The 25,037-nt window shown below is 67.2% G+C and carries 24 protein-coding genes and 1 tRNA gene; 16 read left to right on the top strand and 9 right to left on the bottom strand.

All coding sequences use genetic code 11. From position 1 onward, the window contains the following. The first annotated feature begins 1 nt into the window (after position 1). Together dacB and EWM63_RS32815 are read left to right on the top strand one after the other, a co-directional pair. Positions 2-1,408 (top strand): D-alanyl-D-alanine carboxypeptidase/D-alanyl-D-alanine endopeptidase, encoded by a 1,407-nt coding sequence (gene dacB / locus EWM63_RS13680; protein ID WP_259772506.1) that lies wholly within the window; start codon positions 2-4, stop codon positions 1,406-1,408. Continuing rightward, a complete protein-coding gene (locus EWM63_RS32815) occupies positions 1,354-1,632 on the top strand; it encodes a D-alanyl-D-alanine carboxypeptidase (RefSeq protein ID WP_259772505.1) in 279 nt (92 codons plus the stop codon). The genes dacB and EWM63_RS32815 overlap by 55 nt, the downstream gene beginning before the upstream one ends. Before the next feature lie 240 nt (positions 1,633-1,872). Here the strand turns inward: EWM63_RS32815 and EWM63_RS13675 are convergent, their stop codons facing one another. The 8 genes from EWM63_RS13675 to EWM63_RS13640 are packed head-to-tail and all read right to left on the bottom strand — an operon-like array spanning position 1,873 to position 9,823. Further along, positions 1,873-2,493: a M15 family metallopeptidase gene (locus EWM63_RS13675; RefSeq protein WP_130187029.1), complete on the bottom strand. Its 621-nt coding sequence runs from the start codon at positions 2,491-2,493 to the stop codon at positions 1,873-1,875. Positions 2,494-2,501: 8 nt separating this feature from the next. Further along, a complete protein-coding gene (locus tag EWM63_RS13670) occupies positions 2,502-3,395 on the bottom strand; it encodes a LysR family transcriptional regulator (protein ID WP_130187028.1) in 894 nt (297 codons plus the stop codon). A gap of 57 nt (positions 3,396-3,452) precedes the next feature. Beyond that, on the bottom strand, positions 3,453-4,301 hold the full coding sequence (locus tag EWM63_RS13665) for an N-acetylmuramoyl-L-alanine amidase (protein ID WP_130187027.1): 849 nt from the start codon (positions 4,299-4,301) through the stop codon (positions 3,453-3,455). 4 nt (positions 4,302-4,305) lie between these two features. Next, positions 4,306-5,223, bottom strand: a complete 918-nt coding sequence (locus tag EWM63_RS13660) for an N-acetylglucosamine kinase (RefSeq protein ID WP_130187026.1) — start codon at positions 5,221-5,223, stop codon at positions 4,306-4,308. A gap of 9 nt (positions 5,224-5,232) precedes the next feature. After that, the gene (locus EWM63_RS13655; protein ID WP_229487884.1) at positions 5,233-6,873 is read right to left on the bottom strand and encodes a glycoside hydrolase family 10-like protein; all 1,641 of its coding nucleotides are present in this window, start codon (positions 6,871-6,873) and stop codon (positions 5,233-5,235) included. A 57-nt stretch (positions 6,874-6,930) separates the two neighbouring features. Continuing rightward, positions 6,931-8,193, bottom strand: a complete 1,263-nt coding sequence (locus EWM63_RS13650; protein ID WP_130187025.1) for an MFS transporter — start codon at positions 8,191-8,193, stop codon at positions 6,931-6,933. A 19-nt stretch (positions 8,194-8,212) separates the two neighbouring features. Then, complete coding sequence (locus EWM63_RS13645) at positions 8,213-9,118, bottom strand: N-acetylmuramic acid 6-phosphate etherase (protein ID WP_130187024.1); 906 nt, start codon at positions 9,116-9,118, stop codon at positions 8,213-8,215. Positions 9,119-9,142: 24 nt separating this feature from the next. Continuing rightward, positions 9,143-9,823: a GntR family transcriptional regulator gene (locus tag EWM63_RS13640; RefSeq protein ID WP_207221337.1), complete on the bottom strand. Its 681-nt coding sequence runs from the start codon at positions 9,821-9,823 to the stop codon at positions 9,143-9,145. Between the two features lie 145 nt (positions 9,824-9,968). On the opposite strand from EWM63_RS13640, the gene EWM63_RS13635 reads away from it, so the two are divergent. From EWM63_RS13635 to EWM63_RS13580, 12 genes are all read left to right on the top strand, one after another. After that, positions 9,969-10,451, top strand: coding sequence for a hypothetical protein (locus EWM63_RS13635; RefSeq protein ID WP_130187022.1), 483 nt, complete (start codon positions 9,969-9,971; stop codon positions 10,449-10,451). 115 nt (positions 10,452-10,566) lie between these two features. Further along, positions 10,567-11,823: a D-amino acid dehydrogenase gene (locus EWM63_RS13630; RefSeq protein WP_130187021.1), complete on the top strand. Its 1,257-nt coding sequence runs from the start codon at positions 10,567-10,569 to the stop codon at positions 11,821-11,823. A 202-nt stretch (positions 11,824-12,025) separates the two neighbouring features. After that, positions 12,026-12,484: a YchJ family protein gene (locus tag EWM63_RS13625; RefSeq protein WP_130187020.1), complete on the top strand. Its 459-nt coding sequence runs from the start codon at positions 12,026-12,028 to the stop codon at positions 12,482-12,484. A gap of 12 nt (positions 12,485-12,496) precedes the next feature. Beyond that, positions 12,497-14,101, top strand: coding sequence for a carboxyl transferase domain-containing protein (locus tag EWM63_RS13620; protein WP_130187019.1), 1,605 nt, complete (start codon positions 12,497-12,499; stop codon positions 14,099-14,101). Between the two features lie 22 nt (positions 14,102-14,123). Continuing rightward, on the top strand, positions 14,124-14,909 hold the full coding sequence (locus EWM63_RS13615) for an enoyl-CoA hydratase/isomerase family protein (protein WP_130187018.1): 786 nt from the start codon (positions 14,124-14,126) through the stop codon (positions 14,907-14,909). 19 nt (positions 14,910-14,928) lie between these two features. Then, positions 14,929-16,257, top strand: coding sequence for an adenosylmethionine--8-amino-7-oxononanoate transaminase (locus EWM63_RS13610; RefSeq protein WP_130187017.1), 1,329 nt, complete (start codon positions 14,929-14,931; stop codon positions 16,255-16,257). Next, positions 16,257-17,465 carry an 8-amino-7-oxononanoate synthase gene (gene bioF / locus EWM63_RS13605; RefSeq protein WP_130190365.1) on the top strand — a complete coding sequence of 403 codons (1,209 nt, stop codon included), beginning with the start codon at positions 16,257-16,259 and terminating at the stop codon, positions 17,463-17,465. Before EWM63_RS13610 ends, bioF begins: the two co-directional genes overlap by 1 nt. Beyond that, positions 17,455-18,276, top strand: a complete 822-nt coding sequence (bioD, locus tag EWM63_RS13600) for a dethiobiotin synthase (protein WP_130187016.1) — start codon at positions 17,455-17,457, stop codon at positions 18,274-18,276. The genes bioF and bioD overlap by 11 nt, the downstream gene beginning before the upstream one ends. Before the next feature lie 20 nt (positions 18,277-18,296). Next, positions 18,297-19,334, top strand: coding sequence for a biotin synthase BioB (gene bioB / locus EWM63_RS13595; RefSeq protein WP_130187015.1), 1,038 nt, complete (start codon positions 18,297-18,299; stop codon positions 19,332-19,334). 194 nt (positions 19,335-19,528) lie between these two features. After that, entirely contained in the window at positions 19,529-21,559 is a 2,031-nt protein-coding gene (locus tag EWM63_RS13590) for an acetyl/propionyl/methylcrotonyl-CoA carboxylase subunit alpha (protein ID WP_130187014.1), read from the top strand. A 10-nt stretch (positions 21,560-21,569) separates the two neighbouring features. Beyond that, positions 21,570-22,502, top strand: coding sequence for a 2-hydroxyacid dehydrogenase (locus EWM63_RS13585; protein WP_130187013.1), 933 nt, complete (start codon positions 21,570-21,572; stop codon positions 22,500-22,502). A gap of 1 nt (position 22,503) precedes the next feature. After that, positions 22,504-23,412 (top strand): hydroxymethylglutaryl-CoA lyase, encoded by a 909-nt coding sequence (locus EWM63_RS13580; protein ID WP_130187012.1) that lies wholly within the window; start codon positions 22,504-22,506, stop codon positions 23,410-23,412. A gap of 137 nt (positions 23,413-23,549) precedes the next feature. Here EWM63_RS13580 and EWM63_RS13575 read toward each other — a convergent pair. Beyond that, positions 23,550-23,626: transfer RNA gene (locus tag EWM63_RS13575), tRNA-Pro, on the bottom strand. A gap of 125 nt (positions 23,627-23,751) precedes the next feature. On the opposite strand from EWM63_RS13575, the gene EWM63_RS13570 reads away from it, so the two are divergent. Together EWM63_RS13570 and EWM63_RS13565 are read left to right on the top strand one after the other, a co-directional pair. Beyond that, positions 23,752-24,378, top strand: a complete 627-nt coding sequence (locus EWM63_RS13570) for a hypothetical protein (protein ID WP_130187011.1) — start codon at positions 23,752-23,754, stop codon at positions 24,376-24,378. Between the two features lie 13 nt (positions 24,379-24,391). Further along, on the top strand, positions 24,392-25,003 hold the full coding sequence (locus tag EWM63_RS13565; protein WP_130187010.1) for a glutathione S-transferase family protein: 612 nt from the start codon (positions 24,392-24,394) through the stop codon (positions 25,001-25,003). The last annotated feature ends 34 nt before the right edge of the window (positions 25,004-25,037 follow it).

The following is a 25,037-nucleotide window of genomic DNA, read 5'->3' as shown; positions in this document are numbered from 1 at the left end:
AATGCGAGTGACGATGCGGCTGCGCCACCTTGCCCTGCTTGGCCTGTTCGTATTCGGCGCCGCGCGCGCGGAACTGCCGGAACCCGTGGCCCGGCTGGCCCACGCGGCCGGTATTCCCGAGGCATCGATCGGCGCGATCGTGCTGCGCGGCGACACGATCCTCGTTTCGCACGAAGCCGACAAGCCGATGCTGCCCGCGTCGACGATGAAGGTGATCACGTCGGTCGTCGCGCTGGAAGAACTGGGGCCGGCCTTCCGTGGCCGCACCGAGTTGCGCAGCAAGGGCGACATCGTGGACGGCGTGCTGAAAGGCGACCTGCTCGTGCGCGGCGGCGCCGATCTCGACCTGGACGGGGACGCGCTGCGGTATTTGCTGGAACGCCTGCGGGCCCAGGGCGTGCGCAGGATCGCCGGCGACCTGGTGCTGGACCGCCAGCTGTTCCAGCCGCCCCGCGCGGACGTGGGCAAGCCGCGCTTCGACGAAGCGCCGGAAGCGTATTACAACGTGGTCCCCGATGCGCTGCTGATCAACATGAACCTGCTGCACGTGGACATGGATTCCACCGGCAAGACCGCCCGCGTGAAGGCGGCGGCGCTGCCGGAGCTGGACCGCGTGACGGTGCGTTCCGAGCAGGCACTGGTCGACGGCGACTGCGCGAAATGGGAAGACGGCTGGAAGCCGCCGACGGTCGCCAGGGAGGGCGAGCGGCTGGCCGTCGTCCTGCATGGCACGTTCCCGCGCAATTGCCGGCAGTCCTACCGCATCAACGTGCTCGATCGCGACGACTACGCTGACCGCCTGGTGCGCGCCACGTGGAAGCGGCTGGGCGGCACCATCTCCGGCAAGACACGCACGGTGGACCTGGCGGCGCACACGTCGACGCTGGCTGCCACCGCCGCGGCGCAGGGCGCGATCGGCAATGCGGACGACACCGGTGCCCCGGCCGCGGCTACCGTGGAGCATGGCGTGGACGTGGATGGCACGCGCCTGCTCGCGTCGCACGTCTCCCGCGCGCTGCCGGAACTGGTGCGCGACATGATGAAGGTGTCGGACAACGCGTGGGCCCGCACGCTGTTCTTGTCGCTGGGCAGCCTGCAAGGCGATGAAACGCTGGGCAGCCGCCCGCTGCCCGCTGGCCAGCGCCTGGCGATGCTGATGGCGGCGAACACCGGCGACACGTCGATGCCGGCCACCACGCAGGCCCGTGCCGAGGCGGTGGTCCGCGGCTGGTTCAAGCGCCACAACATCGACGACGGCGGCATGGTGGTGGAAAATGGCTCGGGCCTGTCGCGCATCGAGCGCCTGCGGCCCGTGCAGCTGGCCGCCGTGCTGGCCGCCGCCGCGGAGTCGCCGTGGGCCCCGAATTCCAGGCCAGCCTGCCGATCGTGGCCGTGGACGGCACGATGAAGCGGCGGCTGAAAACCAGCCCCGCCGCCTCGCGCGCCCGCATCAAGACCGGCACCCTGAACCACGGCGTGGCCGTCGCCGGCTACGTGCCGGATGCGAACGGCGAGCAATGCATCGTCGTCGCCATCATCAACCACGACAACGTGGACCATGCCGCCGGGCGGGGCATCGTCGACGCGCTCATCGACTGGACCGCCAACAGCAGCGCCGCCTCACCGATGTAGCCTGGAAAAACTGGGGACGTACCCCTGTTTCCAGGCAATTTTATTGGAACAGGTGCGCGGTCTCACACGTACCAAGTTTTAATTTCCTCAAAACCAGGGTACGTCCCCAGTTTTGTCGCCTGGAAAAACTGGGGACGTATCCCTGTTTTCAGGCAAGAGTATCGGAATGCCCAAGGCGCCGGGCAGCCCTCGTGCAGGAAAATTTCCTCAAAACCAGGGTACGTCCCCAGTTTTGGCTTTTTACAAGACGCGGGTATAGGTGGCGCGCACGGCGTCGCGGTCGCCGCAGTCGAAATGCCACCACTCGGTGTTGATGCCGACGAATCCCGCGCCGAACATGGCTTCGCGCAGCAGTTGCCGGTTGGCGGCCTGCTGCGCGGTGAGCCGGCCCGTGGCCAGCATCTCGGGTTCCAGCGCGGGATGCGACAGCGCCGTCATGTCGTCGAAACCGGTACCCATGTCGAGTTCCCGGCCCTGCTCGTCGACGATCGTCACGTCCACCGCCATGCCGAACGAATGGATCGAGCCGCGCGCCGGGTCGGCCAGGTACATGCGCAGGTCGGTGCCGGCCAGTGCTTCCCATAGCTGTTCCTGCACGCGGTGCGGCCGCAGCGCGTCGAGGACCAGCAGCGTGCAGCCGGGCCGGCGGGCCGCCAGCCACGCCGCGGCGCGTTCGATCGCTTCGGCCGCTTCGCGGTGCAGCCACGCGCAATCGAGGGGCGAGTACAGGTCGCAGCCCACGAAGTTGTCGCGCGTGGCGTAACGCAGGTCGACGCGGATACCGGGGATCGATGACAGGTGGCGGTAGTCCGGATGGCCGGGGTCGCCAGTCAGCTGCTCGCTGGTGATGGTGGGCTTCATGCCGGGCTTCATGGCTTGCCGAGGCAGGCGCGGGCCGCCTGCGCGATGCAATCGGCGAGCTGACGCGCGCCATGCGACAGCGGTGCGTGGCCCGCCGTCAGCAGGTAGAGGGCGATGCCGATCGAAGGCTCCAGCGGCCGGCGCTGGATGCGCGTGGACGGCGCCGCAGTGAACGGATCGACGACCGCCATGCCGCCGCCCGCCTCGACCAGCGAGCGGGCGATCTGGTACGTCTGCACGACGGTGCGGAAGGTGGGGTGGAACCCCTGCGCTTCGCATGCGGCCATCACCAGTTCGCCGAGCGGATCGTCGTCGGCATAGCCGATCAGCTCCTCCTGCAGGCGACACGGCGACAGTGGCTGCGCCAGCTCATCCTCGCGCCACGTGCCGGGCGGCGCGATCGCCGTCATCACGCCATGCGCGATCGGTTCGGCAATGATGCCAGGGTGGCGCGGGTCCTGCAGCGACAGGCCGAAATCGGCCTCGCCGAGGCGCAGCATGTTGACGATCTCGCTCGTGTGGTGAGTGGCCAGCTCGCAGCGCGTGGTGGGAAAGTCGCGCCGCCATTGGCTCATCGCATCGGGCAGCACGGAAACGGCCAGCGTCGGCGTCGACACCAGCCGGATCGTTTCCACCGCTTGCCCCTTCAGGCTGGCCGCCAGACGGCGGATGCCCTGCAGGTCGCGGTGCAGCTTTTCCGTTTCGGCGAATAGCCGGTGCGCCTCCGGCTTTGGATACAGCTTGCCGCGCACCCGCTCGAACAGCGGCATGCCGAGCTGCAGCTCGCAATGCTGCAGCACCTTCGTGACGGCCGGCTGGGAGATGTGCAGCACCTGGGCGGCGCCGCTGATCGTGCCGACCTGCATGATCGCGTGGAAGACTTCGATGTGGCGCAGGCGCATGGGGCTTCCTTCTGTCGAGTGCTCAGGATGGGAGAAACGCCACCACGGCGCAACGCTTCAGGGCTTGGCCGTGACCGGCGCCGGCTGCTGGGCGGGCGGGGCCGGCGGTTTCGGTGCCGTCAGCACTTCCAGGATCGCCGCGCTTTCCGCATCGGGCCAGCCATCCCAGTTGGCCTGCCGGTACTTGGTCTGGAACGCCACCAGCACGTTGTGCGTGGCTTCGTCCAGCACACCCGTATTCGGCACCGTGTAGCCATGCTGCGCCAGCTTTTGCTGGAACCAGGCGATATCCGGCATCGCCGCTTCGAAGCGCGCCTTGTTCTGCGCCACCGCGTTCGCGTCCGGCCACAGGATCAGGCCGGCGTCCGCCAGCTGCTTCCACGGGAACAGCGGGCCCGGGTCCTGCTTGCGCTGCGGTGCGATGTCGGAGTGGGCCAGGATATTTTCCGGCGCCACGCCATGGCGCTTGACCAGGTCCTTCAGCAGCGGGATCAGCTGGTCGATCTGCGCCTGGGGGAACGGATAGTACTGGCGGCGGCCATCGGGCGTGAGCGTGAAGCCGGGATTGACGATCTCGATGCCGATCGAGCTGTTGTTCAGGTTCGTGAAGGTCTTCCAGCTCGACGTGCCGGCATGCCAGGCCGCGTTCTTTTCGTCCACCAGCGCGTAGAACTTCGGCTGCGGCGTGTCGGTCAGCAGGTAGTGGGCGCTGACTTCCTTTTCCGTCAGCAGCATGATTGAGCGCTGCAGGTCGGAGACCGTGTAGTGCAGCACGATGAAACGCACGCGGCTGCTCTGCCCCTTCGCTGTCAGCGAATGATCGAGCTGGTACGGCGGCGCCGGCGGCGTGGTGGCGCAGCCGGCCAGCGCGGCGGCGAACAGGGTGGCAAGCAGGATCTTTTTCATCGTGTCAGGTCTTCGTTGGGTCGGGCCGGATGGCCAGGCGCGCGGCTGCCGCGTGCGGCCGCGCTGTTCTTTGTTCGAGGTCCAGGTCGGGCGGCAGCGCCTCCCGCATCGCCCGCGCGATCAGCGGATGCAGCTCGGCCGCCCGGCCCGACAACACGATCGGCCGCGGGCCGAAGCGTGCCACCAGTGCCTGCGCCAGGCGGGCCAGTTCTGCACCGGCCTGGCGCAGGATCTCGCGCGCTTCCGGATCATCCGCCGCGCTGCGCGCCACGGCCAGCGCCAGCTGACCGATCTCGCCCCGCTGGCGGGTGTAGATGAACTGCCGCGAGAACGCCCAGTCGCTGCCGCCCACGTCATCGAACACCGCGCGGGCCAGCGGCGATGCCTGCCATGCGCCCGGCTGCTCGTCTTCGCGGCGCCAGATGCGGCGCATCGCCTCGCGGGCGATCCAGAAACCACCACCGCCATCGTCCAGCACCACGCCGCGGCCGCCGGCGCGGTGGACCGTGCCGTCCGCATCGATGAACGCCGCGATGGAACCGGTACCGGCATAGACTAGATAGCCGTTTCCGGGTGCGAACGCGTCGAGATAGGCGATTTCGATATCGTTGCACAGGTTGATGTCCTGCGGCGCCACGCCGAGCAGTTCGGCCAGCCAGTCCGTGAGCAGCCGGAAATCGCCGCCAAAACCCGTCAGGCCGGCGCTGACGCGGCATGGCCGGCCATGCGCCAGCACGTCGCGGGCCAGCGCTTCGAACGTGGCGCGCAGGCGCGCCCGCCCTTCCGGGCTGGCCATCTGCAACGCCGACGAACCGGCCACGTGGCCCTCGGCCACGATGGTGCCGAAGGCATCGGCAAGGGCCCAGCGGGTCTGCGTGCCCCCGGCATCGATGCCCAGGCCAACGTCATGCGCTTCCATCATGCGCCTTCATCACACTTTTGCGCTGGCGCGCGCGCTCTCGTTGCCGACACGGTCGACCGCCGTGACGACCACGGCGCGCGCCGGCACGCCGGCCAGGTCGCGCAGCACGACCTCGTTCTTGCCGGCCGGCGCCGTCGTGAAGCGCCACTCGTCGCCATAGCGCGCCCAGATCGCGTAGGTCACGGCGTTCTTCGCCGTACCGATCGCCACCGCCAGGCCGCCATCGCCCCGCTTCACCGCCACGGTAGGCGCCTCGGGCGCCCGGTCGCCCAGCCATGGCGAGGCCGGCACCAGCGCCGCGCTCTGGTAGCTCTGGGTCTTCAGCCGGTCGTACAGGCCGCCGCGGTTCTGCATCAGCGGCGCGATCGAGAAATGCACGTGGCCCCGCGCGGCCGGGCGGCTGCGCGTGACGTCGATCTGCTGCACGATCTCGTCCGGACCGAACGGCTTCGCGGAACCGTCGGCCGTGCGGCTGGTGAACAGGCCAGGCCACACGTGGCGGCCGCGCGTGTTCTGCGCCAGCCAGTAGTCGAGCAGCACCGGGTAGGCCTGCGGCGCCTGGGCGATGGGCCAGTACAGTTGCGGCGCCAGGTAATCGAGCCAGCCCTTCTGCAGCCACAGCTCGGCATCGGCGTACAGCTTGTCGTATTGCGAGAAACCGGCAATGCCGCGCGGGCGGCGGTCCGGGCGGCCGATGCCGAACGGGCTGATGCCGAACTTCACCCACGCCTTTTCGCGGCGGATGCCCAGGTAGATCCGCTCGATCAGCTTGTCCACGTTCTGGCGCCGCCAGCCGGCGCGGTCGAGCGTGCCGCCGCCGCGCACGTAGCGCTGCCACGATGGCTCGTCCGGAAATGGCAGTTCCGGCTTTTGCCACGAAGGCGCGTCCAGCGCCACCGCTTCGCCACCGGCCGAAGCGGGTGCCTCGATCGGGTAGGGATAGAAATAATCGTCGATGTGCACGCCGTCGATGTCGTAGCGGCGCACCACGTCGAGGATCACGTCCAGGGTCCGCTGCGATGCGGCTTCCTCGCCCGGGTCCATCCACAGCAGCTTGCCGTAGGTCTTCACGGCCTGCGGGTTGGTGTTCGCGAAATGCTCTTTCGCCAGCGGCGTGCGGGCCGCGGCATGGCGCGCGCGGTAGGGATTGAACCACGCATGCAGCTCGAGGCCGCGCGCATGCGCCTGGTCCACCCAGAACTGCAGCGGGTCCCACATCGGCGACGGCTCCTTGCCGGAGCGGCCGGTCATGAACTCCGACCACGGTTCCAGTTTCGAGGGATAGATCGCATCGGCGCTGGGGCGCACCTGCAGCACGATCGCATTCAGGTTCAGCGCCTTGGCCCGGTCCAGGATCGCGACCGCCTCGGATTGCTGTTTGGCGGGCGGCGCGTTGCTGCGGCTGGGCCAGTCGATGTTGGCGACGGTGGATACCCAGGCGGCGCGAAATTCGCGCGGCGCCGCGGGCGGCTCGTTGCCCGTATAGCGCGGCGGCTCGGGATGCGGGACGGGGACGGTCGCGCCGGCGCCGGCGACAGGCACCTCGGGACGTTTCGGGGATGTCGAGCATGCGCTCATCAGCGCCGCCAGGACGCCGGCGCTGCCTGCGGACAGCAAAAGCCGCTTGTTACGATCGAAAGCCAAGACCACTCCTGTGAAATAAGCGGCAATATTGTAATCCCAGCCGCCCGCCGGTCCCCGTCCTGGTCAGTTTCGGCCAAACCCGGGGTCGATCTTCACCAGTGCCGTCATCGCGAACGCGGGAATCGTGGCCAGGCATGCCCAGATGAAGAAATTGCGGTAGCCCATGAGCTCCTGCAGGTAGCCGCTGGCCATCTGCGGCACCATCATGCCCAGCGCCATGAAGCCCGTGCAGATCGCGTAATGCGCCGTCTTGTGCTCACCCTCGCACACCATGATCATGTACATCAGGTAGGAGGCAAAGCCGAAGCCGTAGCCGAACTGCTCGACCGCCATCGCCACCGTGATCAGGCCGATACTGTCGGGCTGCGTCTGCGACAGGTAGATGAACACGAGGCCCGGCAGGTGCAGGATGAACGCCATCGGCCACAGGCAGCGCTTCAGGCCGAAGCGGGCGATGGCCACGCCGCCCAGCAGGCCGCCGACCGTCAGCGCGATGATGCCGACGGTGCCGTAGACGAAGCCCACCTGCGTGTTGTCCAGCCCCAGCCCGCCCTCGGCGACCGGGTCGAGCAGGAACGGCACGGCCATTTTCAGCAGCTGCGATTCGCCAAGGCGGAACAGCAGCAGGAAGCCGAGGATCACGAGGATGCCCTTCTTCTGGAAGAACGCGGCGAACGTGAGGAAGAATTCGGCGAACGGGTTGCCTTTTACACGCGCCGGCATGTCCGCGGCGGGGCGCGGCAGCATGAAGAAGTGCCAGGCGCACAGCACTGCGAACACCACGCCCAGCAAGCCGAACACGATGGACCACGCGGTGCGGGGATCGCCCGTGCGGGTGATCAGGATGCCGGCCAGCGCCACCAGCGCGCCCTGGCCCGTGATATTGGCCAGCCGGTAGAAGGTGCTGCGCACGCCCACGTAGGCCGCCTGCTCCTTTTGCGGCAGGGCCAGCATGTAGTAGCCATCGGCCGCGATATCGTGCGTGGCGGACGAGAAGGCCATCAGCCACAGCACGGCAAGGCTCGCCTGGAAGAAGGTCGGGAGGTGCGTGGTGAAGGCCACCAGCGCCAGCGCCACGCCGGTCAGCCCCTGCAGCGCCACGGTCCACTGGCGCTTGGTGCCGAACATTTCCACGACCGGCGCCCACAGCGGCTTGATCACCCACGGCAGGTACAGCCACGACGTGTAGAGGGCGATTTCCGTGTTGGAGAAGCCGGTGTTCTTGTACATCACCAGCGAAAGGGACATGACGGCGAAATAGGGAATGCCCTGGCCGAAGTAGAGGGTGGGCACCCACCACCAGGGACTGCGCTGCGCTGCTTTCATTACAACCTTTGATCGACGACTAGGACAAGGATGCAGGCGGCGCTTCGGCATTCAGGGCCCCGCGCACGCTGCCTCCGGCTCGTGCCAGCAGGCTCTCGGCCTGCGGCACCGGCACCTTCTTCAGCAGTGCGACGATGGCCACCTTGACGTGGAAGCCGCATGCCTCCAGCGCGGCCCGCGCGGCGGCTTCGTCGGCCCCGGTGGCATGCACCGTCAGGCGCACCGTGCGCGCGAACAGCTTGGCGTTGGTGGGTTTCAAGTCTACCATCAAGTTCCGGTACACCTTGTGCAGCCGCACCATGATGGCGCTGGAGATCGTGTTCAGCACGATCTTCTGCGACGTGCCGGCCTTCAGCCGCGTGCTGCCCGAGATGACTTCGGTACCGGTATCGAGCGTGATGCCCACGTGCGCCCCGGTGACGACCGGCGCGCCGGCATTGTTGGCGATGCCGATCGTCAGCGCACCGGCTTCGCGCGCGGCGTGCAGCGCGCCCAGCACATACGGCGTGGCGCCGGACGCGGCCAGCAGCAGCACCACGTCGCTGGCGCCGGGGCCGATCGAGCGCAGGTCGCGCGCGCCCTGCTCGCGGTCATCTTCCGCCCCCTCGACGGCCTTGAACATCGCGCCCTCGCCGCCGGCCAGCAGCGCCACCGCGCGCTCGGGCGGCCAGGAGAACGTGGGGTACAGCTCCACGCTGTCGAGCACCCCGAGGCGGCCGGACGTGCCGGCGCCCACGTAGACCAGCCGCCCGCCGGCCTCGATGCGGGGCACCGCCGCTTCGATTGCCTCGGCAATCCGTGGTGCCGCCGCGCGCACCGCCTGCACCGCGTTGAACTGGTCGTCGACGAACGCCGCCACCAGATCGGGAACCGGATACTGGTCCAGCTGCGCGTGCTCGCTGCTCGGGGTTTCGGTTTTCAGCATGGCACCAGTGTAATGCCAAAGCCCTCAACCGCGTCGCATCTCGGCCACGAAGTCGTAGTGGTCGCTGCGGCAGTAGGAATGGGTCAGCTCCACCGCCTCGCCGTTCTCGAGGTAGGCGATGCGGGTGATGAACAGCACGGCCTGGCCTTCGGGCACGTCCAGCTGGCGCGCCAGCTCGGCCGGAGCGTTCATTGCGCGGATGTGCTGCAGCGCGCGCACCGGCGGCTTGCCGATCCGTTCAAGGTATTGGTACAGGGAATCGCCGATCGCCAGCGGATCGGGCACCACGGTGGCCGGCAGCACGCTTACTTCATAGGCCATCGCCACGTCGTCGGCAAAGCGCAGCCGTTCCAGCCGGGCGACCCTGGTGTTCGGCGACAGGGCAAGGCTCATCTGTTCGTCCGCGCCGGCGATGACGATCTCGCGCCGCAGCCAGCGCGAGGCCGGCTTGTAGCCGCGCTGCTGCAGCTGCTCGGAAAAGCTCGACAGGTTCGACAGCGGCTGCTCGATGCGCGGCGCGATGTAGTTGCCGGAACCGCGCTTGCGCACGACGAGCCCCTGCTCCACCAGCTGGTCGATGGCCTTGCGGGCCGTGACGCGCGACACGTTCAGCTGCTCGGACAGCGTGCGCTCGGAGGGCAGCGCCTGGTCCACCTGGTAGCGGCCCGCGCGCACGTCGTCCGTCAGCTTGCGCGCGATCTGCATGTACAGCGGTGATGTGTCCAACTTCGACCCGTCCAGTTTCGAACCTTCCGGCTTGGAACCATCGCGTGGCTGGGCGGCGGCTTCCTTGGCTTGCTGCAAAATCATGACAATTCTCCTATACCTCGTAGTGTAACGGCGATGGACAATGGCCGCCCATATCACCGCCACGTACCGGACCACCGGGAGCACGATGAAACCGATCCATACCCTTGCCGCCATGCTGATGGCCTCCGCCCTTTGCTGCGCCACGCCCGCCTTTGCCGCGGCCAGTCCCGACCACTACCTGTTGACGCAGGGCGTGCTGGCGAAAATGAAGGCCGCCGAGGCCGACCTGGAAAAATCCGGTTACGACGCGAAGGACGATGGCGGCAAGGACAACCCCACCGTGGAAGACCTGATGCGCCAGATCGATGCCGACAGGACCATCAAGGCCGCGCTGGCGAAACAGGGCCTGAGCAGCAGGGATTTCGCCCTGACGTCGTTCGCCCTGCTGCACGCGGGCTTCTTCGTGATGATGGAGAGCGCGATGGACAAGAAAAAGGCGGGCGAGCTGATGGCCACGTATACGAAGGAACAGCGCGCCAACATCGCCTTTGTGCGGGCGATGAACCTGCAAAAGACCAAATAATCGGTACTGGAGGGGCATCACCCGCGGTTATGGCCCGCGCATCAGCTTTCATTGGCCGGGCGGCCGGGCCCGCGCGTAAGCTCCTTCCACATATCGGATCGGGGGCAAGGGCGGCATGCAGCACAAGGAACACCAGGTGGTCGTCATCGGCGGCGGCGTCGTCGGCCTCACGTCGGCCTGGTGGCTGCTCGAAGCCGGCTTTCGCGTCGTGCTGCTCGAGCGGGCACCCGATGTGGGCAACGGCGCCAGCTACCGCAATGGCGGCCAGCTGAGCTACCGCTACGTGGCGCCACTGGCCGATGCCGGCGTGCCGTGGAAGGCGCTGCGGTGGATGTTCCAGGAGGCGGGCCCGCTGCGTTTCAGGCCGGAGGCCGACGTGCGCCAGTGGCGCTGGCTCGCGCAGTTCCTCGCCAACTGCAACACGGCGAGCAACCGGCGCACCACCGTCAAGCTGCTGGAACTCGGCGAGCACAGCCGCGGGATGATGGCGCAACTGGCCTCCACGGTGCCGCTGGCCGAATTCGGCTGGCGCGATGCGGGAAAGCTGGTCGTCTACCGGAGCCGGGCCCTGTTCGATGCCGCCATCGCCAGGCCCGATCCGGACAACAGCCGGCGCGTGCTGACCGGCGCCGAAGCGGCCTCGCTGGAGCCCGCGCTGGCATCCCTGGCCCCACGGCTGGCCGGCGGCATCTTCAACAGCGGCGAGGCGGTGGCCGACTGCCACGCCTTCTGCATGGCGCTGGAACGGCGGCTGCAAGCGCATCCGCGCTTTGACGGCATCCTCCATGCCACCGCCACCTGCCTGTTCGCGGAAAACGGCAGGATCTCCGCCGTGGAAACGGATCGCGGGTGGGTGACGGGCGAGCACTTCGTGCTGGCCGCCGGCATCGCGAGCCGCAACCTTGCCGCCACGGCCGGCGTCCGGCTGCCGCTGTATCCGCTGAAAGGCTACAGCCTGACCGCGCCGATCGGCCCGCAACACGCGGCGCCCGCCATCAGCGTGACCGACTTCGAACGCAAGACACTCTACGCCCGCATCGGCGACCAGTTGCGCGTGGCGGCGATGGTGGACATGGTGGGCGAAGACACGTCGCTGGACCCGCGCCGCATGGCCGGCCTCGCGCGACTGGCACGCGACACGATGCCCACGGCCGCCGACTATTCGCGCATCGAACCCTGGGCCGGCCTGCGCCCCGCCACCCCGAACAGCGCGCCGCTCCTCGGCCCCACGCGGCACGGCAACCTGTGGCTGAACGTGGGCCACGGCCCGCTCGGCTTCACCTTCGCCTGCGGCACCGCCGCCCTCCTCGCCGACCTCATGACCGGCCGCCCCACCCCGTTCGCCCTCGGCTTTCTGGCCTGGCGCCCGTAAAAACTAGGGGCGAAAAACTAGGGACGTACCCCTGTTTCCAGGCAATAAACCGCCAGGCCGGCAGTGGGCAACGTAAGAATTTCCTCAAAACAGGGGTACGTCCCCAGTTTTTCCTGGCGGCACCTTATGGCAACTTTTCGTGGGGCGAGCGGCCGCGGCGCGATATGGCGGATAATGTCGCCTTTTCATTGTCCGACTTGCCATGTCCAAGACGAAGACCCCGGCCGGGTGCCCTTGCGGCGGTGGACCGTCGCTGGCGGCCTGCTGCGGGCCGTACATTGACGGTACGCTGTTGCCGGCCACGGCCGAGCTGCTGATGCGGTCCCGCTACACGGCCTACACGCTGAAGAACGAGCCCTACCTGCTGGCCACCTGGCATGCCAGCACCCGCCCGACCGAGCGGATCATCGATCCGGATGAGCCGTTGCAATGGCTGGGACTTGAGGTAAAATCGACTTTACGTTTACGTCAACGTAAAGCAGATTTCGGCGGCCAGGGCCATCCGGACCAGGACTACGTGGAATTCGTGGCCCGCTTCCGCCAGCACGGCAAGGGCCAGCGGCTGCACGAGATCAGCCGCTTCCTGCGCGAGCCCGACCCGGCCCTTGGCGGCACGCCGCGCTGGTTCTACGTCGACGGAGATTTTCCGACCAAAGAATAAAGGGGACACCGCATGCCGCACATCGACAGCAAACTCAATCCGCGCAGCGAAGACTTCCGCGCCAACGCCGCCGCCATGGGGGCGCTGGTGGATGACCTGCGCGCCCGCGTTGCCAAGGTGGCCGAAGGCGGCGGCGCGGCGGCCAGCGCGAAGCACACGGGGCGCGGCAAGCTGCTGCCCCGCGAGCGCGTGCGCATGCTGCTCGATCCCGGCACGCCGTTCCTCGAATTCTCGCAACTGGCCGCCTTCGACATGTATGACGACGCGGCGCCATCGGCCGGCATCATCACCGGCATCGGCCGGGTGTCGGGCCAGGAATGCGTCATCGTCTGCAACGACGCCACCGTCAAGGGCGGCACGTACTACCCGGTGACGGTGAAAAAGCACCTGCGCGCACAGGAAATCGCCGAGCAGAACAGGCTGCCCTGCATCTACCTGGTGGACTCCGGCGGCGCCAACCTGCCGAACCAGGATGAAGTCTTCCCCGACCGCGACCACTTCGGCCGCATCTTCTACAACCAGGCCAACCTGTCCGCCCAGGGCATTCCGCAGATCGCCGTCGTCATGGGTTCGTGCACGGCGGGCGGCGCCTACGTGCCGGCGATGAGCGACGAATCGATCATCGTCAAGGAACAGGGCACGATCTTCCTGGGCGGCCCGCCGCTGGTCAAAGCGGCCACCGGTGAAGTCGTGACGGCCGAAGACCTGGGCGGCGGCGACGTGCACACCCGCCTTTCCGGCGTGGCCGACCACCTGGCGCAGAACGATACCCACGCGCTGGCACTGGCACGGAACATCGTCTCGCACCTGAACCGGCAAAAGCCCGCTTTCGCCGTTCGTGAAGTCGTGGAACCAAAGTACGCGCCCGAGGAACTGTATGGCGTGATCCCCGTCGACACGCGCAAGCCGTTCGACATCCGTGAAGTCATCGCACGGATCGTGGACGGCAGCGAATTCGACGAGTTCAAGGCCCGCTATGGCACCACGCTGGTATGCGGCTTCGCCCACATCCACGGCATGCAGGTGGGGATCATCGCCAACAACGGCATCCTGTTCTCCGAATCGGCGCTGAAGGGCACGCACTTCATCGAACTGTGCTGCCAGAGGAAGATCCCGCTGGTCTTCCTGCAGAACATCACCGGCTTCATGGTGGGCCGCAAGTACGAGAACGAAGGCATCGCCCGCAACGGCGCCAAGATGGTGACGGCCGTGGCCACCGCCGCGGTGCCGAAATTCACCGTCATCATCGGCGGCAGCTTCGGCGCCGGCAACTACGGCATGTGCGGCCGCGCCTACTCGCCGCGTTTCCTGTGGATGTGGCCCAATGCGCGCATCTCGGTGATGGGCGGCGAACAGGCCGCCTCCGTGCTGGCCACCGTAAAACGCGACGGCATCGAAGCAAAGGGCGGCACGTGGTCGCAGGACGAGGAAGCCGCGTTCAAGCAGCCGATCAAGGAACAGTACGAACACCAGGGCCACCCCTACTATGCCAGCGCGCGGTTGTGGGACGATGGCATCATCGACCCGGCCGACACGCGCATGGTGCTGGGCCTGGGCCTGTCGGCGGCATTGAATGCGCCGATCCCGGACACGAAATTCGGCGTCTTCCGCATGTAACCGCGCAACCCAGGAAAAGCACATGAACTACGACACCCTCACCCTTGACACGGCCGGCGCGATCGCCACGGTCACCCTGAACCGCCCGGACGTGCGCAACGCGTTCAACGAACAGTCGATCGCCGAGCTGACGGCCGCCTTCACGGCGCTGGGCCAGGTCGACGGCATCCGCGCCATCGTGCTGGCCGCGAACGGCTCGGCCTATTGCGCCGGCGCCGACCTGAACTGGATGAAGAAAATGGCCGGCTACTCGGAAGACGAGAACCGCGCCGACGCGATGGGGCTGGCGAACATGCTGCGTACCATCTACGCATGCCCGAAGCCGGTGGTGGCAAAGGTGCACGGCGACTGCTACGGCGGCGGCGTGGGCCTGGTGGCCGCCTGCGATATCGCGGTCACCGCCGAGGATGTGCATTTCTGCCTCAGCGAGGTGAAGCTGGGCCTGCTTCCGGCCACCATCTCGCCGTATGTCATCAAGGCGATGGGGGAAAACGCCGCACGGCGCTACTTCCTCACCGCCGAACGTTTCAATGCCAGGGAAGCGCTGCGCATCGGCTTCGTGCACGAAGTGGTCACCGCATCGTCGCTCGACGGCCAGGTGACCGCCATCGCCAACGCGCTGGCGTCCAACAGCCCGAATGCGGTACGGGAAGCGAAAGCGCTGGTGCGCGAGATCGCCAGCCAGCCCGTCACGGATGTGCTGGTGGCCGATACCGCCCACCGCATCGCCAACATCCGCGCGTCGGCCGAAGGGCGCGAGGGCGTGGCCGCGTTCCTCGAGAAGCGCAAGCCTTCCTGGCTCGGTTAAAAATATGGAGTAACGAGTTTTGACGAACAACACCAGCGATTGGGTGGCCCGCAGCCTGAAGAGCGTGTGGCACCCCTGCACCCAGATGCAGCACCATGAGACTGTTCCGCTGATCCCCGTCAGCCACGGCCGCGGCGCGTGGCTGTACGACCATGACGGCCGGCGTTACCTCGACGCGATCAGCTCATGGTGGGTCAACCTGTTCGGCCACGCGAACCCGCGCATCAACGCGGCATTGCGCGACCAGCTGGACATGCTGGAGCATGCGATGCTGGCCGGCTTCACGCACGAGCCGGTGATCCGCCTGTCCGAGCGGCTGTCGGCGCTGACGGGCGGTGTGCTCGGCCACGCGTTCTACGCGTCGGACGGCGCCTCGGCGGTCGAGATCGCGCTGAAGATGAGTTTCCACGCCTGGCGCAACGCGGGCCGCGGCGAAAAGCAGGAATTCGTCTGCCTGCAGGGCAGCTACCACGGCGAAACGATCGGCGCGCTGGCCGTTACCGACGTGGCGCTGTTCAAGGACGCCTACGGCCCGCTGCTGCGCGCGACGCAAACGGTGATGTCGCCCGACGCGCGCCAGGCCCGCGATGGCGAAACGGCGCAGGACGTGGCACGCCGCGCCGCGGCCGATGTGCAGCGGCTGTTCGAGGCGAAGGCGGACAAGATCGCCGCCATCATCATCGAGCCCCTGGTCCAATGCGCCGCCGGCATGGCGATGCACGATCCGCTGTACCTGCAACTGGTGCGCGAGCTGTGCGACAAGCACGCGGTGCACCTGATTTTCGACGAGATCGCCGTCGGCTGCGGCCGCACCGGCACGTTCTTCGCCTGCGAACAGGCCGGCATCTGGCCGGACTTCGTCACGCTGTCGAAGGGCATCAGCGGCGGTTACCTGCCGCTGTCGCTGGTGCTGACACGGGACGAGATCTACCAGGCGTTCTACAGCGCCGATATCACGCGCGGCTTCCTGCATTCGCACTCCTACACCGGCAACCCGCTCGCCTGCCGCGCCGCACTCGCCACGCTCGATATTTTCGAGGAAGACGGCGTGCTGGAAGCGAACCGCGGTCGGGCCGGCAAGCTGGCCGCCGCGATGGCGCCGCTGGCCGATCATCCACGTGCAAGCAATATGCGCCAGCGCGGCATGATCCTGGCCTTCGATGCCGTTGGCGTGGACAAGGCTTTCTCGCGCCGCTTCTTTGCCAACGCCACGCGCAACGAGCTGCTGCTGCGCCCCATCGGCGCGACCGTGTACCTGATGCCGCCGTATATCCTGGACGACGAGGAAATCGCCGGCCTTGCGGCGCGCACGCAGGCCGTGTTCGAACAGACGCTGGCGGAGGCATGATGGAATTGCTGGACCGATTGGCATCGAACCTGGAGGGGTTGCGAGAGCAAAGCCTGATCCGCACGCGCCGCACCGTCGAGACACCCTGCGGCCCACGCGTGACTGTCGATGGCCGCGAGCTGCTGGCCTTCTGCAGCAACGATTACCTGGGCCTGGCCGCGCATCCCGCCATCACGGCCGCCCTGCGCGAGGGTACCGAACTGTATGGCGCCGGCAGCGGCGCATCGCACCTGATCAGTGGCCACAGCCGCGCCCATGCGGCGCTGGAGGAAAGGCTGGCCGATTTCGTCGGGCCGCACCTCGTCGATGCCCGCGCGCTGTACTTCTGCACCGGCTACATGGCCAACCTGGCCGTGCTGACGGCGCTGGCCGCCGGCGACAGGAACACCGAAATTTTCAGCGAGGCGTTGAACCATGCCTCGCTGATCGACGGTGCCCGCCTGGCCCGCACGCCCGTCAAGGTGTACCCGCATGCGGGCGTGGAAGCGCTCGACGAACTGCTGGGCACGAGCCATGCGAGCAACAAGATCGTCGTCACCGACTCCGTGTTTTCGATGGATGGCAACCTGGCCCCGCTCCCCGAGCTGCTGGCACTGTGCGAAAAGCATGGCGCCTGGCTCGTGGTCGACGATGCGCACGGCTTCGGCACGCTGGGCGAGAACGGCCGCGGCGCCCTCGAACATTTCGACCTGCACTCGCCCTACCTCGTCTATATGGGCACGTTGGGCAAGGCCGCCGGTGTCGGCGGGGCATTCGTGGCCGCCCATGCCACCGTGATCGAAACGCTGGTCCAGCGCGCCCGCCCCTACATCTTCACGACGGCGGCGCCGCCTGCGCTGGCGCATGCGCTGCTGACGAGCCTGGACATCATCGGCGGCGGCGAGGGGCGCGAGCGCCGGACGCACCTGGCCGGTTTGGTGGCACAATGGCACGATGGCCTGCGACTGCAGGGCTGGACGGCACTGCCTTCGCAAACCGCGATCCAGCCGGTCGTCATCGGCGCCAACGAAGCGACGATGGACGCCGCCGCGGCCCTGTACGAACGTGGTATCTGGGTCGGCGGTATCCGCCCGCCCACCGTGCCGGCCGATTCGGCACGGCTGCGCGTTACCCTGTCCGCCGGCCACACCGCGGCCGAAGTGGCCCGGCTGGTCGACAGCATCAATGAAGTCAATGCCCACATGGAAAGGAGCCGAGATGGCACTTGAAGACCCGGTGATCGTTCCTGTAGTGGAAGCACCCGCGGCAATCACGGAAGAGCCGGAAGACCTGGAACCGGCGCCCACGGCGGCACCCGTCCCGGGCGGCATGCGGCCCCGCTTCTCCTGCTTTGTCACCGGCACGGACACGGAAATCGGCAAGACGCTGATCTCCTCGGCCATGCTGCATGCGCTGGTGTGCCAGGGCGTGAAGGCCTGCGGCATGAAGCCGGTGGCCGCCGGCGCCGTGCTGCGCGACGGCACGCTGCACAACGACGACTGCGACCAGCTCGAGGCCGCGGGCAACGTGCACCTGCTGCAGTCGATCACCACGCCGTTCCTGCTGAAGGAGCCGGCGGCCCCGCACATCGCGGCCGCGCTGGAAGGCATCGTCATCGACCCGGTGCCGATCCTGGCCGCCTACGTGGAAATCGCCGCCGCCAGCGATGCGAGCGTCGTCGAAGGTGTCGGCGGCTTCCGCGTGCCGCTGACCGATACCTACGATACCGCCGACCTGGCGCAGCAGCTCGGCTTGCCCGTGGTGCTCGTCGTGGGCATGCGGCTGGGCTGCATCAACCACGCGCTGTTGACCGTGGAAGCGATCGCCGCGCGCGGCCTGAAGCTGGTCGGCTGGGTAGCCAATGCGCTGGAACCGGAAATGGCGTTCGCCGACGAGAACATCGAGGCGCTGGCCGACCGCATTCCGGCGCCGCTGCTGGGCCGCGTGCCGCGCCTGGCGGACGCCAGCGCCGCCGCCGCGGCCGAGTACCTGGATTTCACGGGCCTGCCGAACTGGCCGGCTCGCCGCAATACAAAGTAAAACGTTAAAGGAAGAACCAGATGTCCCTGCATGAACCGAAAACCGTCGCCCTGCACCGCCCGACCGCGGCCATCAAGCTGCCCGAGGGCCCGTGGCCGCGCGAAGAGGTGCTGGCCCTGTTCGAACTGCCGTTCAACGACCTGATGTTCCGTGCGCAGCAGGCGCACCGCGCCAATTTCCCGGATGGCGACGTGGAACTGGCCACGCTGCTGTCGATCAAGACGGGCGGCTGCGAAGAAGATTGCGGCTACTGCCCGCAGGCCGCGCGCTACGACACCGGCGTGGAAGCAAAGAAGATCCTCGATACCGAAACGGTGCTGGAAGCGGCGAAGCAGGCCAAGGAAAACGGCGCCACGCGTTTCTGCATGGGCGCCGCCTGGCGTAGCCCGAAGGACCGCGACATGGAAAAGGTCGAGACCATGGTGCGCGAAGTGAAGGCGCTGGGCCTGGAAACCTGCGCCACGCTGGGCATGCTGGAAGCGGACCAGGCCGAGCGCCTGAAGGCCGCCGGCCTCGATTACTACAACCACAACCTGGACACGGCGCCCGAGTTCTACGACAACGTGATTTCCACCCGCCAGTACCAGGACCGTTTGGACACGCTGGGCCACGTGCGCAACGCCGGCCTGAAAGTATGCTGCGGCGGCATCGTGGGCATGGGCGAGACGCGCGACCAGCGCGCAGGCCTGATCGCACAGCTGGCGAACCTGAACCCGTATCCGGAATCGGTGCCGATCAACCACCTCGTGCAGGTGGAAGGCACGCCGCTGCATGGCGTCGACCGCCTCGACCCGCTGGAATTCGTGCGCACGATCGCCGTGGCGCGCATCACGATGCCCAAGGCGCGCGTGCGCCTGTCCGCCGGCCGCCGCGAACTGGGCGAAGCCGTGCAGGCCATGTGCTTCATGGCCGGCGCCAACTCGATCTTCTACGGCGACAAGCTGCTCACCACCGACAACCCGGAAGCGAACGACGACCGGGCGCTGCTGGCCAAGCTGGGCCTGTCGACGCGTGCCGCCATGCTGGAATCGGTACAGAAGGAAGCCTGCGGCTGCTGAAGTAAAACGCCAGCGCCCCGGCAGAGGGCGCGGCACCTGCATTGCAATCAACCGGTACGGGCCACAAGCCCTTTGCCAATTGCTACCTGCACCACAAGAGCATGCAGCACCCAAATGCAAAAGCCGGGGTCAGACCCGGCGGTCTGACCCCAGGGTTTGCCGTGGGGTTTGACTCTCAAATAACGGAGACACCCATGTTCAAGAAAATCCTGATCGCCAACCGTGGTGAGATCGCCTGCCGCGTGGCCGCCACGGCCCGCAAGATGGGTATCCGCACCGTGGCTGTGTATTCGGAAGCCGATGCCAACGCAAAGCACGTGGCCGTCTGCGACGAGGCCGTGCTGCTGGGCCCCGCCCCGGCCAAGGAAAGCTACCTGTGCGGCGACAAGATCATCGCCATCGCGCTGGCCACCGGCGCGCAGGCGATCCACCCCGGCTACGGCTTCCTGTCCGAGAACGCCGAATTCGCGGAAGCCTGCGCCGAAGCGGGCCTTGTCTTCATCGGCCCGCCCGCGGCGGCAATGCGCGCGATGGGCTCGAAGTCGGCGGCGAAATCGCTGATGGAAAAGGCCGGCGTGCCGCTGGTGCCGGGTTACCACGGCGATGAACAGGATGCCGCGTTCCTGCAGCGCGAGGCGGACCGCATCGGCTACCCGGTGCTGCTGAAGGCTTCCGCCGGCGGCGGCGGCAAGGGCATGCGCGTGGTCGACAACGCCGAAGCCTTCCGGGAAGCGCTGGCCTCCTGCAAGCGCGAGGCGATCAGCTCCTTCGGCGACGACAAGGTGCTGGCCGAGAAATACCTGCAGCGCCCGCGCCACATCGAGATCCAGGTATTCGCCGACACGCAGGGCAACTGCATCTATTTGTTCGAACGGGATTGCTCGGTACAGCGCCGCCACCAGAAGGTGCTGGAAGAAGCCCCCGCACCCGGCATGACCGATGAACGCCGCGCCGCGATGGGCGACGCGGCCTTGGCGGCGGCGAAAGCCGTGGGCTATGTGGGCGCCGGCACCGTGGAATTCATCGCAAACCAGGATGGCAGTTTCTACTTCATGGAAATGAACACGCGGCTGCAGGTCGAGCATCCGGTAACGGAGATGATCACCGGCACGGACCTCGTGGAATGGCAGTTGCGCGTGGCGGCCGGCGAACCGCTGCCGAAAACGCAGGACGAGCTGAGGATCCGCGGCCACGCGCTGGAAGCGCGGATCTACGCCGAGAATCCCGACAAGGGCTTCCTGCCGTCGATCGGCACGCTGCGCCACCTGGACACGCCTGAGGCGGTGCAGTTCGAAGTGGGCGGCACGGGTGGTAGCGGCGGCCAGCCGGCCGCCGTGCGCGTCGATTCCGGCGTGCGCGAAGGCGATGCGATCTCGCCGTTCTACGACCCGATGATCGCCAAGCTGATCGTCTGGGGCGCCGACCGCAAGCAGGCCCTGGCGCGCATGGCGCAGGCGCTGTCGCAGTACCAGATCGTGGGACTGACGGGCAACGTGGCCTTCCTCAAGCGGCTGGTCGAAAGCGAAGCATTTGCCAATGCGGACCTCGATACGGGCCTCATCGAACGCAACGCCGAAACGTTGTTCCCCCCGGCGCGTTCGCTGCCGGTGGCCGCGCTAGCCCTGGCCGCCGTGGCGCTGATCGAGCATGAGAAAACCCGGGCGTGCGGCACCGGTGCCGGCGACCCGTGGAGCCAGGCACTGGGCTGGCGCCTCAATTCCCGCCTGGCCCGCACGCTGGCGTTCCGCGACGAGAACGGCAAGGATTACGATCCGGTGTTCACGTACCTGCCGCATGGCTGGGAATTGTCGATCAAGGGCCTGTCGGTCGACGTGGCGCTGCTGGCACGCGATGGCGTCGACCTGTCGGTGCGGCTGGGCGATGCGTCGGTGCACGGCACCGTGCGCCGCGATGGCGACACGTTCCACGTCTTCACCAGCGGCGGCCACCACGTGCTGCACTACCAGGACCCGCTGGCCCATGCCGGCGAGACCGAAGCGGAAGGTGGCCGCCTGACGGCGCCGATGCCGGGCAAGGTCGTCGCCGTGCTGGCCACGCAGGGGCAGGCAGTCAGGAAGGGCGAGCCGCTCGTCATCATGGAAGCGATGAAGATGGAACACACGATCGCCGCGCCGCACGACGGCACGGTGGATGACATTTTGTATGCCGTGGGCGACCAGGTTGCGGACGGCGCGCCGCTGCTGGCCTTCCGCGCCGTGGCTTGAGGAGAAAACATTGCGTATCCTGCTGTACCGCCCGGATGGCGATACCGGCCCCTGGGCGGACGAATTCGCACGCCACCTGCCACAGGCCCAGTGCGTGACGTGGCGCGAAGGCGACAAGCTTGCGCCCTGCGATTACGCCGTCATCTGGGCACCGCCGGAAGCGATGCTGCGCGAGCTGGCCGAAGTGAAAGCCGTCTTCCTGATGGGCGCCGGCGCCGATGCGATCCTGAAGCATGCCAGCGCCCTGCCCGCCCACGTGCCGATCGTGCGCCTGGGCGACGCGGGCATGGGCGTGCAGATGGGCGACTATGTGACGCACGCCGTGCTGCGCTACTTCCGCCGCTTCGACCGCTATGAAGACCAGGCCGCGGTGGGCGAGTGGCGGCCGCTGCCCACGCACGAGCGCGCATCGTTTACGGTAGGTGTAATGGGTGCCGGCGCGCTGGGCCGGCGCGTGCTCGATTGCCTGCGCCCGTTCGGGTTTCCATTGCAAACATGGTCGCGCAGCCCGAAGGCGATCGACGGGGTGCGCAGTTTCGCCGGCGACGACGGGCTCGATGCCTTCCTGCGCGGCACGCGCGTGCTGGTCTGCATGCTGCCCCTGACGGATGCCACGGCGAATATCCTGGACCGCGCCAACCTGGGCAAGCTGCCGAAAGGCGCCTACGTGATCAACGTGGCGCGGGGCGCGCACCTGTCGGAGCCGGACCTGCTGGCTTACATACAATCCGGCCACATCGCCGGCGCCACGCTCGACGTGTTCCGCAACGAACCGCTGCCGCGGCAGCATCCGTTCTGGGACGAGCCGCGCATCACGATCACGCCGCACATTTCCGCGCTCACCCTGCGCGACGAGAGCGTGCGGCAGATCGCCGGCAAGATCGGCCAGCTGGCACGGGGTGAGCCCGTTGCCGACGTCATCAACAGAGAACTGGGGTACTGACATGGACCTGCCGAAAAAAGTAAAGATCGTGGAAGTGGGCCCGCGCGACGGGCTGCAGAACGAAAAGGAAAACGTGCCGGCCGAGGTGAAGATCGAGCTGGTGAATCGCCTGTCCGCCGCGGGCTTCGTCAACGTGGAAGCGGCGGCGTTCGTGTCGCCGAAATGGGTGCCGCAGATGGCCACCAGCCGCGAAGTCATGGACGGCATCGCGCGCAAGCCGGGCGTGATCTATTCCGCGCTGACACCGAACATGCAGGGCTTCGAAGCCGCGCTGGCGGCGAAGGCGGATGAAGTGGTGATCTTCGGCTCGGCGTCGGAAGCCTTTTCGCAGCGCAACATCAACTGCTCGATCGCCGAATCCATCGCCCGCTTCGAGCCGGTGGCGAAGGCCGCGAAGGATAACGGCGTGCGGCTGCGCGGCAGCATCAGCACCGCGTTCGGCTGCCCCTACCAGGGCGATGTGCCCCTCGATGCCGTGGCCGACGTGGTGGCCCGGATGCGCGACCTGGGTTGCGATGAAATCGACATCGCCGACACGATCGGCGTGGCCACGCCGCGCCACACGCAGGCGGTGATGGAAACGGCGATCCGCGCCTTCCGCATCGATGCGCTGTCCGGCCACTTCCACGATACCTACGGCCAGGCGCTGGCGAACATCTATGCTTCGCTGGAACTGGGCATCTCGATCTTCCACTCGTCCGTGGCGGGTCTGGGCGGCTGCCCGTATGCGAAAGGCGCCACCGGAAACATCGCCACCGAAGACGTGCTGTACATGATGAACGGACTGGGCATCGAAACCGGGGTGGACCTGGACGCCGTGGCCGAGGCTGGCCACTACATCTCGCAATTCCTCGGCCGCAAGAGTTCCAGCCGCGCCGGGAATGCCCTGCTGGCCAAGCGCAACGGCTGAAGTATTGAGCGACTGAAGTATCGTCGGGCCCGTGTTGCCGGGCCCGGCAATGCGGGCCCAGCCTTGGGTCATGACAAACCGCCGGCACAAACAAAAACCCCCACAAGCCTGAGCTTGCGGGGGTTTCTGATGAATCTTGGTCGGAGTACAAGGATTCGAACCTTGGACCCTCTGGTCCCAAACCAGATGCGCTACCGGGCTGCGCTACACTCCGAAGAAGCAAGATAATACCGCTCGAAACCGATCGCGTCAAGGCCCTCTTAAAAAATTCGTTTCGATGTCCACATAGCAAATAAACAATATGCGAATATAAGCATCCCTGTTCCAGGACTTGGAGCCATGCAACAGACCCTGACTTATCCCGACCGGCCGCGCCGCGGCGGGCTGGTGGCCGGTATTGCCGTTTCGATCCTGCTGCACGCGCTGCTGCTGTCGATGCTGCGCGCGCCATCGGCGCCACCCGCCCAGCCGGACGAACGCCGCTGGGCCCAGCCGCTGACGATCCGCCTCGTGCCGCCGACACGGCCGCCACCGCCGCCTGAACCCGTCCGCCGGGCGGAACCGCCGGCAAGGCAGGCAAGAGCGAAAGAGCCCGCTTCCCGTCCAGCGCCGATCCGCGCCACGCCGGAGCGCGGCGCACCCGACACCGAAGCGCCGCCAGTGATGACGGTCGTGCCAGCCGAGCCCACCGAAGCCGCACCGGCGGACAATGCCCCCCGCTTCGACCCGGACGCGGCACGCAGCGCCGCCCGGGCAATGGCGAACGACCTGAACCCACCAGCGACGAACTGGGCAGCGGAAAAGCTCAACCGGGGCAAGGAATGGCAGGAAACCAAGGAACAACGGCTGGGCCGGCATATCGAGAACTCGGCCCGCCCGGATTGCAAGACGGCCTATTCCGGGGCCGGCTTGCTGGCACCACTCATCATGTTGATGGACAAGAAGGACAGCGGCTGCAAATTCTGACGAAAGGTTATCGATGCTGACAATATTGGGGAAATTACCGTCGATCAATGTGCGCAAGGTGCTGTGGACTTGCCGCCTGCTCGAATTGCCATATGAACTCGAGCCGTGGGGCAAGGGCGAGCGCGACCCGAACGTGCCCGAATTCCTCGCCTTGAACCCGAACGCCCAGGTGCCGGTGCTGCGCGATGGCCACACGGTGCTGTGGGAATCGAACACGATCTGCCGCTACCTCGCGCACGACAGCTTCCTGCTGCCGGCCGACCGCCTGCAGCGCGCCCGCATCGAGCAGTGGATGGACTGGCAGGCCACGGAGCTGAATGCATCGTGGCGGGCGCCCTTCATGACCCTGCTGCGTGGCAGCACGCAATTCAGCCCCGAAGCGGTGGCCGCCGGCGTGCGCGACTGGAATACAAAAATGGCGCTGCTGGACCGCCACCTGGCCCGGACCGGCGCCTTCGTGGCCGGCGACACCGTCTCGCTGGCCGACGTGGTCATCGGCGTTTCCACCCACCGCTGGCGTGCGACACCGATCGACCGCATCGAGCTGCCAGCCGTGGCCGCCTACATGGAACGCCTGTCGCACGTGCCCGGCTTCGCCGAAAACTGCGGTCCCGGCACCCCTTAAAAACCAGGGACAGACCCCTGTTTAGAGGCAATTC

This window comes from Pseudoduganella lutea (assembly GCF_004209755.1).
Taxonomy (GTDB): Bacteria; Pseudomonadota; Gammaproteobacteria; order Burkholderiales; family Burkholderiaceae_D; genus Rugamonas; species Rugamonas lutea.
The sequence above is the reverse complement of the archived record's forward strand: the minus strand, read 5'-3'. Positions and strand labels throughout refer to the sequence as shown.

Bases quoted from the DNA above. Each gene is read 5' to 3' on its own strand.
- dacB (WP_259772506.1), top strand. From the start codon at position 2: ATGCGAGTGACGATGCGGCTGCGCCACCTTGCCCTGCTTGGCCTGTTC.
- EWM63_RS13675 (WP_130187029.1), bottom strand. From the start codon at position 2,493: ATGAAGCCCACCATCACCAGCGAGCAGCTGACTGGCGACCCCGGCCAT.
- EWM63_RS13670 (WP_130187028.1), bottom strand. From the start codon at position 3,395: ATGCGCCTGCGCCACATCGAAGTCTTCCACGCGATCATGCAGGTCGGC.
- EWM63_RS13665 (WP_130187027.1), bottom strand. From the start codon at position 4,301: ATGAAAAAGATCCTGCTTGCCACCCTGTTCGCCGCCGCGCTGGCCGGC.
- EWM63_RS13660 (WP_130187026.1), bottom strand. From the start codon at position 5,223: ATGATGGAAGCGCATGACGTTGGCCTGGGCATCGATGCCGGGGGCACG.
- EWM63_RS13650 (WP_130187025.1), bottom strand. From the start codon at position 8,193: ATGAAAGCAGCGCAGCGCAGTCCCTGGTGGTGGGTGCCCACCCTCTAC.
- EWM63_RS13645 (WP_130187024.1), bottom strand. From the start codon at position 9,118: ATGCTGAAAACCGAAACCCCGAGCAGCGAGCACGCGCAGCTGGACCAG.
- EWM63_RS13640 (WP_207221337.1), bottom strand. From the start codon at position 9,823: ATGCAGATCGCGCGCAAGCTGACGGACGACGTGCGCGCGGGCCGCTAC.
- EWM63_RS13635 (WP_130187022.1), top strand. From the start codon at position 9,969: ATGGCCGCCCATATCACCGCCACGTACCGGACCACCGGGAGCACGATG.
- EWM63_RS13630 (WP_130187021.1), top strand. From the start codon at position 10,567: ATGCAGCACAAGGAACACCAGGTGGTCGTCATCGGCGGCGGCGTCGTC.
- EWM63_RS13625 (WP_130187020.1), top strand. From the start codon at position 12,026: ATGTCCAAGACGAAGACCCCGGCCGGGTGCCCTTGCGGCGGTGGACCG.
- EWM63_RS13620 (WP_130187019.1), top strand. From the start codon at position 12,497: ATGCCGCACATCGACAGCAAACTCAATCCGCGCAGCGAAGACTTCCGC.
- EWM63_RS13615 (WP_130187018.1), top strand. From the start codon at position 14,124: ATGAACTACGACACCCTCACCCTTGACACGGCCGGCGCGATCGCCACG.
- bioF (WP_130190365.1), top strand. From the start codon at position 16,257: ATGGAATTGCTGGACCGATTGGCATCGAACCTGGAGGGGTTGCGAGAG.
- bioD (WP_130187016.1), top strand. From the start codon at position 17,455: ATGGCACTTGAAGACCCGGTGATCGTTCCTGTAGTGGAAGCACCCGCG.
- bioB (WP_130187015.1), top strand. From the start codon at position 18,297: ATGTCCCTGCATGAACCGAAAACCGTCGCCCTGCACCGCCCGACCGCG.
- EWM63_RS13590 (WP_130187014.1), top strand. From the start codon at position 19,529: ATGTTCAAGAAAATCCTGATCGCCAACCGTGGTGAGATCGCCTGCCGC.
- EWM63_RS13580 (WP_130187012.1), top strand. From the start codon at position 22,504: ATGGACCTGCCGAAAAAAGTAAAGATCGTGGAAGTGGGCCCGCGCGAC.
- EWM63_RS13570 (WP_130187011.1), top strand. From the start codon at position 23,752: ATGCAACAGACCCTGACTTATCCCGACCGGCCGCGCCGCGGCGGGCTG.
- EWM63_RS13565 (WP_130187010.1), top strand. From the start codon at position 24,392: ATGCTGACAATATTGGGGAAATTACCGTCGATCAATGTGCGCAAGGTG.